Genomic DNA, 13,321 nt, shown 5'->3' on the forward strand with positions numbered 1-13,321 from the left:
GTCACTCGGCCGTATCGAATTCGGTGCCGAGAAGTTCCTCGGCCCCTGTCGTGACAACCACGGTCCCTGCCGGCGGCCCGTCCGTCAGGACGGCGACGTCGCCGTTGATGCGCTGGACGGTGATGGACTGGCGGACGTAGACCTGGGGCTCGGGGTTGGTGTAGACCCATGCGTTGCCCGAGCTGTCGTAGAGTATGGCCCCGTAGGGGACGGTGAGCTTCCCGGTCTTGGGATCTACGGCAATCACAGCTGTCGCGATCCCGACCCGTTCAATGGCGTGCTCGGTGAGGGTGAGCCGGTGAAGGTCCGTGCCGGGGACTTCAGCGATAGCCGCCGGTTCGCCTTCGGACGGTGCGGCCTCCGGCGCCTGGGCGCAACCTGTGGCGGAGAGAGCGGTGAACGCCGTCACGAACAGCGCAAGGATGAAAACCGCGACCTTGTGGCCCCGCGGCGAAAGTGTGGAGTTCACGACGCATCCTGGCTTTCAGTTGGTGCTGCGGTGCCCTGACCGGTCCGCGCGCTGGGTGCTTGCTTCGGCTCGAACCGAAGCAGCACAGCGGGCACAACAAACAGGGTGAAGAAAGTTGTTGTCAGCAGGCCGCCCCAGACGATCACGGCTAGCGGCAGGATAATTTCCGTTCCGACGACGCCGCCCAGAAGGACCAGGGGCAAAAGCGCCAGGGCCGTGATCACGGTGGACATCAGGATGGGTCCCAGTCTCTCCTTGGTTCCGCGGACCACCAGCGCAGGCCAGGGCGCCGAAGCATCTGTTGCCCGTAAATCCCGGACCTGGCCCGTCAGCAGGAGTGTGCCGCGCACGGCGATCCCCAGCACAGCGGCGAAGGCGACCAGGGCCACCAGCGAGTTGACCCCGCCCGTGGCCTGGGCGGCCAGCACACCGCCGGACAGTGCCAGGATCAGGCCCAGGAAGAGCGGGCCGGCGAGCCGCCAGCTCCCCGTCGCCGTCTGCAGCAGAACCAGGATGCCGGCCGCGGCAACCGCCGCGAGCAGCCAGAGCCACTGGTAATTGTTCTGCTGCTGGGCGTATTGGGTGAGGATCTCGGCGTGATAGGAAATCGGGAACTGCATCTGCTGCAGGGCCGTGTTGATGTCTCCTTCGATGTCGCCCAGCGGACGGCCCTGGATGTCGGCCTTCACATCGATGCGCCGCGAGGTGTCGTCGTGCAGGATCACGGACTCGTTCCCGACCATGGTCACCTGCGCGACGTCGCCGAGGCGGGCGTGCCCGCCGTTGGGGGTGTCAATGATCAGGTTGCGGACGCTGTCCAGGCTGCTGCGGGTGGCCGCATTCCCCTTCACGATGACAGAGAAGACCTTCTGCTGTTCGTACAGGTTGCCGACTTCGATGCCTTGCAGCAGGGCGGCAGCCGCGCGCCGTACATCACCGGGGACGACGCCGGCTTTTTGGGCCGCGGCGAGGTCCACTCTGACCTCGGCGATCGGCTGTTCGGGGGGCAGGTCGACGTGGGGATTAACGACGCCGGCTGTGTGCTCCAGGATTGTTTGGACCTCCGCCGCCTTCTGCCGCAGGACTGTCGGGTCCAGGCCAAAGACCCGGACGGCAAAGCCGCTATCGGCTTCTTCGCGGATCCGGTCGATGCGTTGTTGCGGGTAGGTGGAAATTTTGCTGGTCAGGCCCGCGTAGCCTGCGATCACGCGGTCGACGGCGGCGGCCGTGTCCGGGTAGGACGCGTCCGGGGCCACGGTCACCCACAGCTCGCCGGAGCTGACGTCACCGACCTGATCCGAAGTGATCGCGCGCCCGACGTGTCCTCCGACATTGGCCACGCCCGGGACGGTGCGCAGTTCTACGGCAGCAGCCTCGGTGATCCGGCTCATTTCCTGGTCCGAGGTGCCTGCTATCGCGCTCCAGTGCACCACCAGCGTCTTGTCCGCCAGCACCGGCACCACAGGACGGGTCCCGGCCAGCTGGGGTGCGAGCGCCAGTCCGGCCACCGCCAGCACCGCCGCGGCTGCGAATACCCACCGCGTCTTTTGCGTCAGCCGCGTCACGGTCCGGCCGTAGGCGCCTTGCAGCCGCGCCAGGGAACGCCGTTCCGGCGCCTTGGAACCGACCGGAAGGACGAACGCCAGTGCCGCCGTGACCGTGAGCGCCACGATCATCGAGACAACCAGGGCCAGCAGATAGCTCTGGACCAGGGGTCCGAACAGGGCGCCGTTCTCACCGGAAATAAAGAGCGCGGGCATGACGGCCAGCGCCATAATCAGCAGCGAGTAGAGCATTGGCGTGCGGGCTGCCCGCAGGGCGCCCGGGATCACGGAGTCGCGTCGGCGCTCGTCCTGTGACTGGTCCTGGCCGGCCTCCGTCCCGCCGTCGGCAGTTTCGTGGCCGGACCTGGCCGCGGCGCTGCGTGCCCGCGCGATGCCGTTCAGGTCTTCCGCGACGTCGCCTACGATGACGGCCAGGGCAAGCACCATGCCGGCCAGGACCATGGTGTTCATCCCGGTGCCACGCAGATCGAGCACCAGCGCTGACGCGGTCAGCGATACGGGAATCGTGATCAGGGTGATCAGGGCCGTGCGCCAGGAACGGAAGAAAGCGCCAAACAGGGCAACGATCAGCAGCAGCGCGATCAGCGCAGCGACGCCGAGCGTCCCGACCTCTTCGTCGATAAAGGAGGCCTGTCGGTAGACGCTGGTATCGATCACGACTCCGGGCAAGCCGGGCTGGAGCTCCCGGAGGACCTCGTCAACGCCCCGGGTCACGTCCATCGTGTTGGTCTCCGGGAACTTTTCGATGACCAGCAGTAACTCGGCTTCATTGCTGAGCAGGGCGTCGCCGATCAGAGGCTGGTGGTCGGTTGCCACCGTTGCCACGTCTTTGAGCAGGAGATTGCCGGCCGGACCTTGGACAGGAACCTGGCCCAGGTCTTCCGGCGTGGTGATAGGCAGGACATGCTGGACGCCGATCCGCTGGTGGCCCGTCTCGAAGAAACCGCCGGTGCCCGGTGTGGATGCTTCCAGGTAGCTAAGTGGCGAAACCCACACGGAGTTGCCGGTCGTCTTGATGATTTCGTCCAGCGTGACGCCCTTGGCTTCGAGCTGTGCCGGGTCCACCAGGACTTGAAGCTGCTGGTCGCGCTGGCCCCAGATCGCCACGTTCGCGACGCCGGGAACGGCAAGGAGTCCGGGCTTCATGGTCCAGCGGGCCAGCACGGACATGTCGATGGCGGACATGTTTTTGGACGTTAGCCGGACCATCATGACCCGGCTGGTCGAGGACAGCGGCTGCATGAGCACTGGAGCCGCCGAAACATTCGGCAGTGCACGCGCCTGGGTCAGCCGTTCCGAGACGAGCTGGCGTGCCCGCAAAATGTCGGTCCCCGGCTTGAAAACCATCTGGATCGACGAAAGGCCGGGCACGGATTTGGACCGGATGGCTTCAACCCAGGCCACCCCGTTCAGCAGGTCGGCCTCCATGGGCGAGGTGACGAGTTGCTCAACCTCGGCGGCCGAGAGTCCCAGGGCTTCAGTCTGGATCTCTACCTGCGGCGGGGCGAATTCCGGAAAGGCGTCCACGGACATGCCCGGCAGATTGGTGAGCCCGAGGGCCAGGATTCCTGCCGCGGCGGCCAGGACCAGGAGCCGGAACTGCAGCGTCCAGCGCACGATTGCATTCATCATGGCCGGTACCCCGCTGGCTCCACCGTGGTGCAGGGGCTGGCGGGATTACGTCCGCGTCGGCGTCGCCGGTGTCCCGGGCCGTCGGGGTGGGCGGAGGGAGGGGGCGGGTCGTGGCGCGGTCCTGCCGCGAAACCGATCACCGGGAAAAGGGTGCTGACTGCTTTTCCTGCTTGGCCAACTGCACATTTACCATTCACGGCGCGGCTCCTCAACCTCAGGCCATAGCGCCCCCCAGCCGATAAGAGCCATAATGATCTTCGGGCACACAGGCGTCAATAGGGATACAGGTGACCGCCATGAAGGCAACCGCAGGGGACCGCATCATCATCCGGGGGACGACGGTCGAGTCCACGGACCGGCACGGTCTGATCCTTGAAGTGAAGGGTGCTGACGGTGCGCCGCCGTACCTGGTCCGGTTCGACGACGGCCACGAAACGATCATGTTTCCCGGCGGGGATTTCGCCGTCGAAAAGGCCGCGGGCGGGCCCTAAGTCCGTAGACGCGCCCTAGAAACTCGACGAACTCCCGGACCCGGAAAAGCTTCCGCCGCTGGACCCGTACCCGGTGGTGGCGCCGCCGCCGCGCGCGTTGCTGACGCTGCTGACGCCGCTGCTGAAGCCGGTGTTGAAGCTCGGGACCGAGAAGAAGTAGTAGGACGGGTACACCGTTCCGAGGATGCTTGGCTCGTACGTGCGGCCGTATTTTGCCTTCGTTCCCGCCTGCGCGCTGTCCATTTCCTCGCGCATGAGCCCGGCTTCCTTCTCATTGCGGGCAAAGGCCTGGATCAGGGTGTCGGCGTGATTTTTCAACAGCTCCGAGAGGTGGGTCCGGGCGTCACGCAACCTGTCCAGCGCCGATTCCGGTGTGATGGAGCCGTCCGCCAGTTCCGTCGACCAGCGCTCCATGTCGCGCCGGCTTTCATCGCGGAAGGACAGCAGTGCCAGCGCCGTCCCTGAGGTTCCCTCGGCCCGGCGCTGGCTGAGCAGGTCTTCCACGCCGTCCAGATCGTTGCGGAACGGCGCGAGCTGGCGGTCCCAGGCGGCAGGCCAGGACGAGCCCCGGTTGAGCAGGGCATTGGTATCGGCGATCACGTCGTCCAGGGCGTCGAGTTCGGCCGCGGCGTCGGCGTAACTCCGGACCAGTTTGAGGTTGGGCCGGCGGCTCAGGTCCCTGCTGCTGAGGGCGTGTACCTGGGTGGAAAGTTCGGTGGCCGTACCGTAGCGGTTCAGGAACGTGCGGTGCTTTTCCAGCACCGTGCTCCCGTACCGGGAGGACTCGGGAATGGTGCTGGCGTTGAGCTCGGTCACCTGCAGGTCCATGCTGACATTGGCGTAGCTGGCGTCGCCCCGGGCCAGTTCCTTCCGGCTGGACACCCGGGTCCGCCACCGCACGATCAGCCAGGCCGCGGCTCCGCAGACCGCGGCGGCCACCGCCGCCCAGGCTGTGACGAGGAAGGCTGTGGAACGGTACCACGGCTGATTGATGAGTTCGGCGCCGCGGCGGATCCCGGCAATGGTGCCCTCGGTCCACTGCGCATCGCGAAGCAGCTCTTTGGCGGCGTTCTGGATGTCCTCGCGCTGTTCGGGCGAGACCTTCCGGTCCTCACCCATGTACGTCCCCACATGCCGGCCCACCGGATCCAGGGCGAAGATGAACAGTCCGTCTGCCCACTTCTGCCCGTCGGCACTGATCCATTCGGGATGTTCGGTGCGGGCGAACCGCAGGACTTCTTCGTTCAGATTGTCGGCGGCAGTGCCGTTATAGGTGTAGACCGCAACTTTGGTGGGCTCATAAAAGTCGGTGGCCTGAACCGCCGGCAACAGCGTCCGCTGGTCCAACACCCCGGCGCGGTCTTCAATGACGACGGCGGTCGGCGTCGTGGCGAGCGCGGCCGGGGCTCCGCCGAGAAGGCCGGCCATCAGCACAACAGCAGCGGCGAGGGCTTTGCGCATGATTCCCATTTTCCGAGCGTAGTGGCTGGCTTTGGCTGCGTCGACGCGGACGCCGCGGAAAGGGGACGAAAGACATCGTGACCGTGCGCTGGACGGCGTCCATACTTGCGCCATGAGGCCGCCGCCTGAAGGACTGCCGGAGGAACCCCGCCCGGAGGAGCCCGGCCCGGAGGATCCCCGCCCGGAGGATCCCGGCCCGGAAAAGCCGGGGGAGGCGGGGGAGCTGCGCCGCACCAGGGCTGACCGGACCCTGCTGGCCATCATGGCCGCGATCGCGGTGATCGTCATCATCGCGCTGGCAGTGGTCTTCACCCGCGGGGAGCCCGCGCCCCTGGCCGAGTCAACGCCCGCCGGCGTCGCACAGCGCTACGCCGCCGCCGTCATTGCCGGGGATGAGGCGGCCGCCTCCGCCTACCTGACGCCGGCCGCCCGGAGCAAGTGCACAACCGGGTCACGCCCCTCGGCCCGGAACCTGCGAGTCACGCTGGTGTCCACCACCGAGCGGCCGGAATCCGCGGACGTGAGGGTGCTCATCACCGTGTCCGAGCCGGGCGGTCCCTTCGGCAGCGCCGAATACCAGGTGGAGGACGCGTTCGACCTCGTTCGGGCGGGCAACGGCTGGCTGATCGACACCGTGCCCTGGCCCCTGGCAGTGTGCACCGGCGAGGCGAAGCAATGAGCGCCCAAGGGACAGTGCGCCGGCTCATCACCTACGCGTTGCTGTTCGCACTGGTGGTGACCACCGCCGTCGGGCTCAGCGGACTGCTGGGCCGCCTGCTGGTGGCGGGGACAGAGCTGGCCCCGGACGACGTCGCCGGGCTCGCGCGCTCGCTGGCGTTCGCCCTGATTGGCGGCCCGCTCGCGGCCCTCTTGTGGTGGGCGGTTTGGCGGCGGCTCGAGGACCCGGAGGAGCGGTCCGCCATCGGCTGGGGTCTCTACCTGGCAGGCGCCTACCTGCTCGCCCTGCTCATCGCGGCCACCAACGTGCTGAACACTCTGTCCTCGCTGATCGGCGGGGAGGGCCTTCAGTGGCGGCTGTCCCTGGCCACAGGTCTGGTGTGGGCTGCGGTCTGGGCCTGGCACCGGTGGATGTGGCGTGACCCCCGGAAGAATCCGACAGTCCTCTCCGGTGTCCCTACGGTGCTCGGCTCGGTGCTGGGGCTCGTGCTGGGCGTGGGCGGCGCCGTCGCAGCCTTATCCACCTTGCTGGATGCCGCCCTGCGGGGAGCCGCGACGGAGGTGTCGGTGGGCAAACCGTGGTGGGTGTCGGCGCTGCAATCCCTGGTCTGGGCCGTCGGCGGAACCATTATCTGGTGGTGGCATTGGAATCACGACGGCGGCCGGAGGCTGCGGACCGGGCTGGCCGACGTCGCGCTCATCACGGTCGGGGTGCTTGGCGCCGGCGTTCTGACCTTGGGCGGAGCCGGGGTGGCGCTCTTCGTGGTGCTTCGCCTGTTGTTTGACCGTTCCGAACCGCTGGAGCTCCTGCTGGAGCCCCTCGCGCCGGCTGTGTCCGCGGCCGCCATCGGCTGCCTCGTCTGGGTCTACCACCGCAATGTCGCGCGCGGGCGCTCAGAGGCCACGCTTCAGGGCGGCAGGCTGGTGACCTCCGGCGTCGCCCTGGTCGCGGCAGCGTCCGGGATAGGCGTGATCGTCAACTCGGTCCTCGCCATGACTGCGACGCCGCTGGCCGGCTCCGGGGCGCGGACGCTGCTGCTTGCGGGAATCAGCTCGCTCCTGGTTGGCGGCCCGGTCTGGTGGCTTGCGTGGCGGCGCGTGGAGCAGGCGGCGGCGGCCGGCGCCGGCCTGAACGCGCGCCGGATCTACCTGGTGGCCGTGTTCGGCCTGAGCGCCGTGGTGGCGGTGGTCACGCTGCTGGTGATCGGGTTCCGGATGTTCGAGTTCGTCCTGGGCGAGGTCAGCGGGGGAAGCCTCGTGGACCGGATCCGCGCACCCCTGGGGCTCCTGGTCGCCACGGGACTCGTGTTCGGGTACCACTTTGCCGTGTGGCGGCAGGACCGTGCCGTGCTCGCCGCGGCCGGTCCGGTCCGTCCGCGAACCATCGGCCACGTGTTCCTCGTGGCGGGATCCGACCCCGCACCGCTGCGGCGCGTCATCGGTGAGGTCACCGGGGCCGGCGTCACGGTGTGGAAACGGGCCGACGGCGGTGCCGGCGCTGGCGTTGCCGGTGGGGACGTCGCGGGCGATGCCGGGGCCCAGGAGAAGCGGTTGGCGGCCGCACTGGAGGGTGTGGCGGCGCCCCGGGTTCTGGTCGTTGCCGATCAGCACGGGGGAATTGACGTCATCCCGCTGCAGGGCTGACCGGCCTGTCGTGAGCCTGGTCGGGCCGGGCAACCGAAGGACTCTGGTCAGCCTGTTGCGGCGGGGCTAATCTGATCCGTGCCGGCTCCCCGGCCGGCCACAACAACGGAGAAATCAGGGATGCAGCATGGCTGGCAAGTATGAGGTCTACAAAGACAAGTCCGGCGGATTCCGGTTCCGGCTTAAGGCCTCCAACGGCGAGGTGATCGCCTCCTCGGAGAGCTACAAGACCAAGGCGAGTGCCATGGGCGGGGTCGAGTCCGTCAAGAAGAACGCGGCCTCGCCGGTGGTCGATCTGACGGAGGCAGCCGCTGAGAAGGGGTGAACCCGTAGGGCACGCGCCCGGTTGGGCCGGTCACCGCCTAGGATTGCCGCATGTCTACTTATGAAGTTACCCGCAGCGCAGTCATTCCAGCCCCGGCGCAGGACATCTTTCCGCTGGTCAACAGCTTCCACGAATGGACCAAATGGTCTCCTTGGGAGGCCGTTGATCCGGCCATGGAACGGAGCTACTCCGGCAGCGAATCCGGCGTCGGTGCCAAGTACACCTGGAGCGGAAACCGCAAGGCCGGCTCCGGCACCATGGAAATCGTGGACACGGCCGACCCGCGCAACATCAAGATCCGTCTGGAATTCACCAAGCCCTTCAAAGCGGTCAACCCCACCTCCTTCACGTTCACGCCCTCCGGTGACGGCACACAGGTCACCTGGACGATGACCGGGGAGAACAAAGGCATCGGCAAAGTGTTCGCCCTGTTCATGAACATGGACAAGATGGTCGGCGCCGACTTCGAAAAGGGCTTGGCCTCGCTGGCCGGCGCCGTGAAACAGCGACAGGCCTGAGTCGGGATGCCGCCGGGCCGCCCCGGCGGCCCGGCATTCCCGGCACGTTGGCCGGTGGAATGCTGCCGTTCAGGCCTGCCCGGCGCTCCGGACCAGTTCCGGGTGATGAATCCGGGCGACCTCGGGGTGGGCCCGCAGCCAGCCTTTGAGCACGTTTGCGCCGTAGGACGCGAGCATCGGATTGTCCGGATCATCGGTGACCCCCCTGGACCGGGCCGCGAGTGCGGGAGGCAGGGGCACTGGCTCAATGACGGCATCGAGCCGGGGCGAGAAGAAGAAGGGGACTGTGTAGCGGTCGACGCCGGCCGGGGGCGCCTCGACGCGGTGGATGGTGGCGGCCAGGTAACCCTGGGTCGCGACTTCGAGCATTTCGCCCAGGTTGATGACCAGGGCCCCCGGAATTGGTTCGACCGGAATCCAGCTGTTCGTGCCCGGCGGGAGTACCTGCAGGCCGCCGACCTGGTCTTGGAGCAACAAGGTGACAAAGCCGTAGTCCGCGTGCGCGCCGACACCCTGCGGACCGGCATCAGCGACGACGCCGCCGACGTAGTGGACCAACTTGGCCATCCAGGCCGGTGAGTCCCGGAAGGGTTCATCGAAGTATCCTTCGGGCAGTTCCAGCGACACGGCGATGGCGCTGAGCAATTCGGCCCCGACGCCGGACATCCGTTCCGCCCAGGCCATGCACACGGTGCGCAGCTCGGGCAGCGCCCGGTCCGGCAGCAGGTTCGGCCCTTGGACCAGCCAGTACGGCTGATCCGGCGGGTAGTCCTCCACGGCGGGACGCTCCGGTCCAAAATCCAGCTGCTCCCGCGCGTCCGGCCGCCCCTGGGTGATTTCGTGGCCCAGCCGCGTGTAACCGCGGAAATGCGGCGAGAGCCGGTTGTCCAGTTCCAGCCGTGATGCAAGCGGAAGCTCGAAGAAGCGCCGCGTGACGTCGAAGAGCTCATCCACCTCGGCGGCAGAGGCCCCGTAACCGGTCAGCTGGAAGAAGCCCACCCGGTGCGTGGCGTCGCGCAGTGCATCAATAAACGCCGGGTCAAACCTGCCGTCGCGCCCCCTGGCGGTACTCAGGTCCAGGAGCGGAATGGAATCCGATGGTGCGCCCATGAGTGCAAACTACCACCACAGCATTCACTACTGAACTCATTCCCAGCAACCGTGCAGGGTCCTCGCGGGTTTTCTTGACCGCGGTGTGAAAGAGTGCAGACACTGAAGCCGCCAAATCCACGCTGACAGGTCAATCAGAAAGCCGGAATCCATGAGCCGGACTGCCACGAAAAATCATCGACGAATCGCCGCGCGGCTGCTTGTTGCAGCAGTCCTGGTGGCGTCGGCAGCGGCGTGCGAGCCGGGGCCGCCGGGCGCCAGCCCGGGTCCCACTGCCGGGGGCACCGCCACCGCGGGGGCGGCGTCGAAGCCCGGGCACGTGTTCGTCATCAATCTCGAGAACAAGGGCTACAACAAGGTGTGGGGCGCAGGCTCGGAGGCCCCCTACCTGTCGCAGACGCTCCGCAGCCAGGGCGTCCTGCTTTCCAAGTACTACGGGATCGCCCACAATTCGAACCCGAACTACCTGGCCCAGATCTCCGGCCAGCCGTCCAATGCCATGACGAGGGAGGACTGCCCCACCTACGCCGCGTTTGAGCTGACGGGGACGGGCGCGCTCGGCCTGGCGGAGGGCGCCGGTTGCGTCTATCCGGCCTCGGTCCCCACGGTCGCCGGGCAGCTCAGCGCCGCAGGCAAGACCTGGAAGGGTTACATGGAAGACATGGGCACGCCGTGCCGTCATCCCGAACTCGGCGGGCAGGACACCAGCCAGGGCGCCAAGGTGGGTGACCAGTACGCAACGCGGCACAACCCGTTCGTGTATTTCCAGGCCATCACCTCGTCACCGGACTGCCAGAGCAACGTGGTGGACTTCAGCGAACTCCGCGGCGACCTCCAGTCCGTAGCCACCACCCCGAACCTGTCCTACATTTCGCCCAATCTTTGCAATGACGGCCACGACAACCCCTGCGTCGACGGAAGCCCAGGCGGACTGGCCGCCGCCGACACTTGGCTGAGCCAGCAGGTCCCGGCCATCCTGGATTCCCCGGCCTTCCGGCAGGACGGGATGCTGGTGATCACCTTCGACGAGTCCGAGGGCAAGACCGTTGGGCCCTCAGGGCTGCTGCCCGGAGGGACGGCCGGCGGCAGGATTGGTGCGCTGGTCCTCTCGCCGCTCACCAAGGGCGGCACGACGTCGGACCGGCCCTACAACCACTTCAGCCTCCTGGCCAGCATCGAAGACGCCTTCTCGCTCCCGCGCCTCGGATACGCCGGGGCGCCGGGACTGGACAGCTTCGGCGGAGACGTATTTAACGCCGGGTCCTAGCGCGCGTCACCGCTCCTAGCGGCAGCGCCGGCGGTCAGCACCGATCCGGCAGGACCGGCCGCTAAGGCTCCGCGGGTCCCGAACCGTTGGGGGGCGCCTCCTGGCCGTATTCGGCCGTGATCAGGATGGGAAGGTGGTCCGACGCGCCTCGGGCCAGGGTTTCCACGCTTTCGATCTCCAGCCCCTGGGAAGTGGCAAAATCGAAATGGCCCTTGAAGACCTTGTACCGGGTGTAGGTGCGTCGGTCACTCATCGTGAGGTCGTAGCCGGCGTCCTTCATCTGCGCTGTCAGGGACTTGGTGAAGAACGGATAGTTGAAGTCGCCCACCATCAGGGACATCAGCCCACCGCCCATGCTGAGCAGCTCGGCGTGGGCGGCATGGATCTGGTTTCGGCGCAGTGAGTTCGATGCCGTCAGCGGTGCCGCGTGGAAGGACGCGATGACGAGTTCGTGGTCGGTCTCGTTGTCGGTCACACGCGTACCGATGAGCCGCTCGTGCGCGGGGGAGAGGACACGGTCGTGCATGGACTTCTTAAGGGCGAAGGTCTTGGTCTCGTAGGCCGTGAAACGGCTCATGCGGTAATAGATCGCCAGGCCCAGCCGGTTGCCCTTGGTGGAATCGGCCAGGTGCAGATCCCCGATGGTCTCCGGCAGATCGTCCGTATCGCACTCCTGGAGGCACAAAGCATCAATCTCGAAATCACGTGCCAGATCGACCAGCTCGCCGCTGGCCGCGTGCTTGCGGAGGTTGTAGCTGATGACTCTAAGCAGGGGGAGCACCTCTTCGGTGAATAGTCGTTAAAACCTCACCCGAGTCTACCCAGTCCGAGCGGATCGGTTGGGAACAAGCGCAACGCGCGTCCGGGGTCCGCGCCGGATCGGAGCCGGAAACACAGCGGCCGGGAACACTGAAAGCGCAGCAGGATAGTGTGTTCTGGAATCACCAGCCATGCGAAAGGGCGGACGTTGACTGCTGCACTACCGGAACTTGCCGAGGGCGATTTCTACTACGAGGTCCTGGGGGACGGGCGGTTCCGCTCCACCATCCACGCCCAAGGCGCCTGGAACGAACACGAGCAGCACATGGCCCCCGCGTCCGGCATCATGGCCGACCGCCTGGCCCGGCATGAGCCCCGCGAAGACATGCGCATGGCGCGGCTCAGCTACGAAATCCTCGGGCTGATCCCCGGCGGTGAGTTCGAGATCGTGACCTCCACCCTGCGCCCGGGACGGACCATCGAACTGGTGCAGGCCGAGCTCGTTTCCGGCGGGCGCACGGCCATTCGCGCCACGGCCTGGCGGATGATCACCTCTGACACGTCCGCCATCGCGGCCTTCGAGGATCCCAGGATTCCGGCGCCGGAGGACTGCGAGCCGTACGACGCCGCGGCCGTCTGGCCCGGCGGCTACATCGCCTCACTGCACATGCGGATCGCCGAGGGCCACCGGGCGGGCTCGGGAACCGTCTGGCTCCGCACCGACTACCCGCTGACAGACCGGGCGGACAGCGGCGACCTCGCCCGGCTGGTCGGCCTCGTGGACACGGCGAACGGCATTGCCGCCCGGGTCCCGCCGGGCAAGGGCAGCTACGCCTTCCCCAACCTGGACCTGCAGATCCACATGTACCGGCAGCCGGAGGGGGAGTGGCTGGGGCTGGACAACGAAGTCACGTTCGGTACGGACGGGATCGGGCTCACCTCCACGGTGCTGCATGACCTCACAGGCCCGTTCGGACGCGCGGAACAGATCCTGACGCTGCGCAGGTCCTAGTTCGAGTGGAAGACGAGCCAGCCGGCCAACGTGGCCAGCGCCGTCAACACGGCACCCCAAAGGATGTCCACGACGATCAGCTGCCACGGCCACGTCTTGAGCGTGGCGGCATTTGTCAGATCGTAGGTGGCGTAGCCAAACACGCCCAGCGCGGCACCGTAGCCCACAGCGCTGAGCCAGCTGCCGCCGTCGAGCGCTGGCGTCAGGGCAAAGAACACGATCCCGGCAATGTAGATCACGTAGAACACCACCGCGTAACCTAGATTGGGCTTGTCGGCCATCAGGTCACCGATCTGGCGGCGGTAGAACGGGTTCATCGTCTTGAGCCAGATGGCGTCGATGATGGCGAATGCGGCGGCTACGACGAGGAATTGCAGAATGACCATAAGG

Annotated in this window: 13 protein-coding genes; 7 read left to right on the forward strand and 6 right to left on the reverse strand. The window is 67.0% G+C overall.

Features of this window, described 5'->3' with window-relative positions; translation table 11 throughout:
- Position 1 precedes the first annotated feature (1 nt).
- Complete coding sequence (locus AC1DDH_RS00920) at positions 2-469, reverse strand: hypothetical protein (protein WP_476871642.1); 468 nt, start codon at positions 467-469, stop codon at positions 2-4.
- The gene (locus AC1DDH_RS00925; RefSeq protein ID WP_476954653.1) at positions 466-3,666 is read right to left on the reverse strand and encodes an efflux RND transporter permease subunit; all 3,201 of its coding nucleotides are present in this window, start codon (positions 3,664-3,666) and stop codon (positions 466-468) included. The genes AC1DDH_RS00920 and AC1DDH_RS00925 overlap by 4 nt, the downstream gene beginning before the upstream one ends.
- Before the next feature lie 296 nt (positions 3,667-3,962).
- On the opposite strand from AC1DDH_RS00925, the gene AC1DDH_RS00930 reads away from it, so the two are divergent.
- A complete protein-coding gene (locus tag AC1DDH_RS00930; protein ID WP_476850038.1) occupies positions 3,963-4,157 on the forward strand; it encodes a DUF1918 domain-containing protein in 195 nt (64 codons plus the stop codon).
- A gap of 15 nt (positions 4,158-4,172) precedes the next feature.
- Here AC1DDH_RS00930 and AC1DDH_RS00935 read toward each other — a convergent pair whose 3' ends face one another.
- Positions 4,173-5,627, reverse strand: a complete 1,455-nt coding sequence (locus tag AC1DDH_RS00935) for a DUF5129 domain-containing protein (protein WP_476873913.1) — start codon at positions 5,625-5,627, stop codon at positions 4,173-4,175.
- A 103-nt stretch (positions 5,628-5,730) separates the two neighbouring features.
- On the opposite strand from AC1DDH_RS00935, the gene AC1DDH_RS00940 reads away from it, so the two are divergent.
- From AC1DDH_RS00940 to AC1DDH_RS00955, 4 genes are all read left to right on the forward strand, one after another.
- Complete coding sequence (locus AC1DDH_RS00940) at positions 5,731-6,297, forward strand: LpqB family beta-propeller domain-containing protein (protein ID WP_476954654.1); 567 nt, start codon at positions 5,731-5,733, stop codon at positions 6,295-6,297.
- The gene (locus AC1DDH_RS00945; RefSeq protein WP_476954655.1) at positions 6,294-7,940 is read left to right on the forward strand and encodes a DUF5671 domain-containing protein; all 1,647 of its coding nucleotides are present in this window, start codon (positions 6,294-6,296) and stop codon (positions 7,938-7,940) included. The genes AC1DDH_RS00940 and AC1DDH_RS00945 overlap by 4 nt, the downstream gene beginning before the upstream one ends.
- 127 nt (positions 7,941-8,067) lie before the next feature.
- A complete protein-coding gene (locus AC1DDH_RS00950) occupies positions 8,068-8,265 on the forward strand; it encodes a YegP family protein (RefSeq protein WP_223916785.1) in 198 nt (65 codons plus the stop codon).
- Between the two features lie 50 nt (positions 8,266-8,315).
- Positions 8,316-8,783, forward strand: a complete 468-nt coding sequence (locus AC1DDH_RS00955) for an SRPBCC family protein (RefSeq protein WP_476954656.1) — start codon at positions 8,316-8,318, stop codon at positions 8,781-8,783.
- A gap of 69 nt (positions 8,784-8,852) precedes the next feature.
- Here the strand turns inward: AC1DDH_RS00955 and AC1DDH_RS00960 are convergent, their stop codons facing one another.
- Positions 8,853-9,893 (reverse strand): isopenicillin N synthase family dioxygenase, encoded by a 1,041-nt coding sequence (locus tag AC1DDH_RS00960; protein WP_476954657.1) that lies wholly within the window; start codon positions 9,891-9,893, stop codon positions 8,853-8,855.
- A gap of 151 nt (positions 9,894-10,044) precedes the next feature.
- On the opposite strand from AC1DDH_RS00960, the gene AC1DDH_RS00965 reads away from it, so the two are divergent.
- Positions 10,045-11,160 carry an alkaline phosphatase family protein gene (locus AC1DDH_RS00965; protein WP_476871635.1) on the forward strand — a complete coding sequence of 372 codons (1,116 nt, stop codon included), beginning with the start codon at positions 10,045-10,047 and terminating at the stop codon, positions 11,158-11,160.
- Positions 11,161-11,221: 61 nt separating this feature from the next.
- On the opposite strand, the gene AC1DDH_RS00970 is transcribed toward AC1DDH_RS00965, so the two are convergent.
- The gene (locus tag AC1DDH_RS00970) at positions 11,222-11,932 is read right to left on the reverse strand and encodes an endonuclease/exonuclease/phosphatase family protein (protein WP_476850153.1); all 711 of its coding nucleotides are present in this window, start codon (positions 11,930-11,932) and stop codon (positions 11,222-11,224) included.
- A gap of 195 nt (positions 11,933-12,127) precedes the next feature.
- On the opposite strand from AC1DDH_RS00970, the gene AC1DDH_RS00975 reads away from it, so the two are divergent.
- Positions 12,128-12,931, forward strand: coding sequence for a thioesterase family protein (locus AC1DDH_RS00975; RefSeq protein WP_230010034.1), 804 nt, complete (start codon positions 12,128-12,130; stop codon positions 12,929-12,931).
- Here AC1DDH_RS00975 and AC1DDH_RS00980 read toward each other — a convergent pair.
- The gene (locus AC1DDH_RS00980; protein WP_223916770.1) at positions 12,928-13,317 is read right to left on the reverse strand and encodes a DUF2177 family protein; all 390 of its coding nucleotides are present in this window, start codon (positions 13,315-13,317) and stop codon (positions 12,928-12,930) included. The genes AC1DDH_RS00975 and AC1DDH_RS00980 overlap by 4 nt on opposite strands.
- Positions 13,318-13,321 lie beyond the last annotated feature (4 nt).

It is taken from the genome of Arthrobacter sp. 10T425 (genome assembly GCF_056393985.1).

Coding starts and splice junctions, on each gene's coding strand:
- AC1DDH_RS00925 (WP_476954653.1), bottom strand. CDS start 3,666: ATGATGAATGCAATCGTGCGCTGGACGCTGCAGTTCCGGCTCCTGGTC.
- AC1DDH_RS00930 (WP_476850038.1), top strand. CDS start 3,963: ATGAAGGCAACCGCAGGGGACCGCATCATCATCCGGGGGACGACGGTC.
- AC1DDH_RS00935 (WP_476873913.1), bottom strand. CDS start 5,627: ATGGGAATCATGCGCAAAGCCCTCGCCGCTGCTGTTGTGCTGATGGCC.
- AC1DDH_RS00940 (WP_476954654.1), top strand. CDS start 5,731: ATGAGGCCGCCGCCTGAAGGACTGCCGGAGGAACCCCGCCCGGAGGAG.
- AC1DDH_RS00945 (WP_476954655.1), top strand. CDS start 6,294: ATGAGCGCCCAAGGGACAGTGCGCCGGCTCATCACCTACGCGTTGCTG.
- AC1DDH_RS00950 (WP_223916785.1), top strand. CDS start 8,068: ATGGCTGGCAAGTATGAGGTCTACAAAGACAAGTCCGGCGGATTCCGG.
- AC1DDH_RS00955 (WP_476954656.1), top strand. CDS start 8,316: ATGTCTACTTATGAAGTTACCCGCAGCGCAGTCATTCCAGCCCCGGCG.
- AC1DDH_RS00960 (WP_476954657.1), bottom strand. CDS start 9,893: ATGGGCGCACCATCGGATTCCATTCCGCTCCTGGACCTGAGTACCGCC.
- AC1DDH_RS00965 (WP_476871635.1), top strand. CDS start 10,045: ATGAGCCGGACTGCCACGAAAAATCATCGACGAATCGCCGCGCGGCTG.
- AC1DDH_RS00980 (WP_223916770.1), bottom strand. CDS start 13,317: ATGGTCATTCTGCAATTCCTCGTCGTAGCCGCCGCATTCGCCATCATC.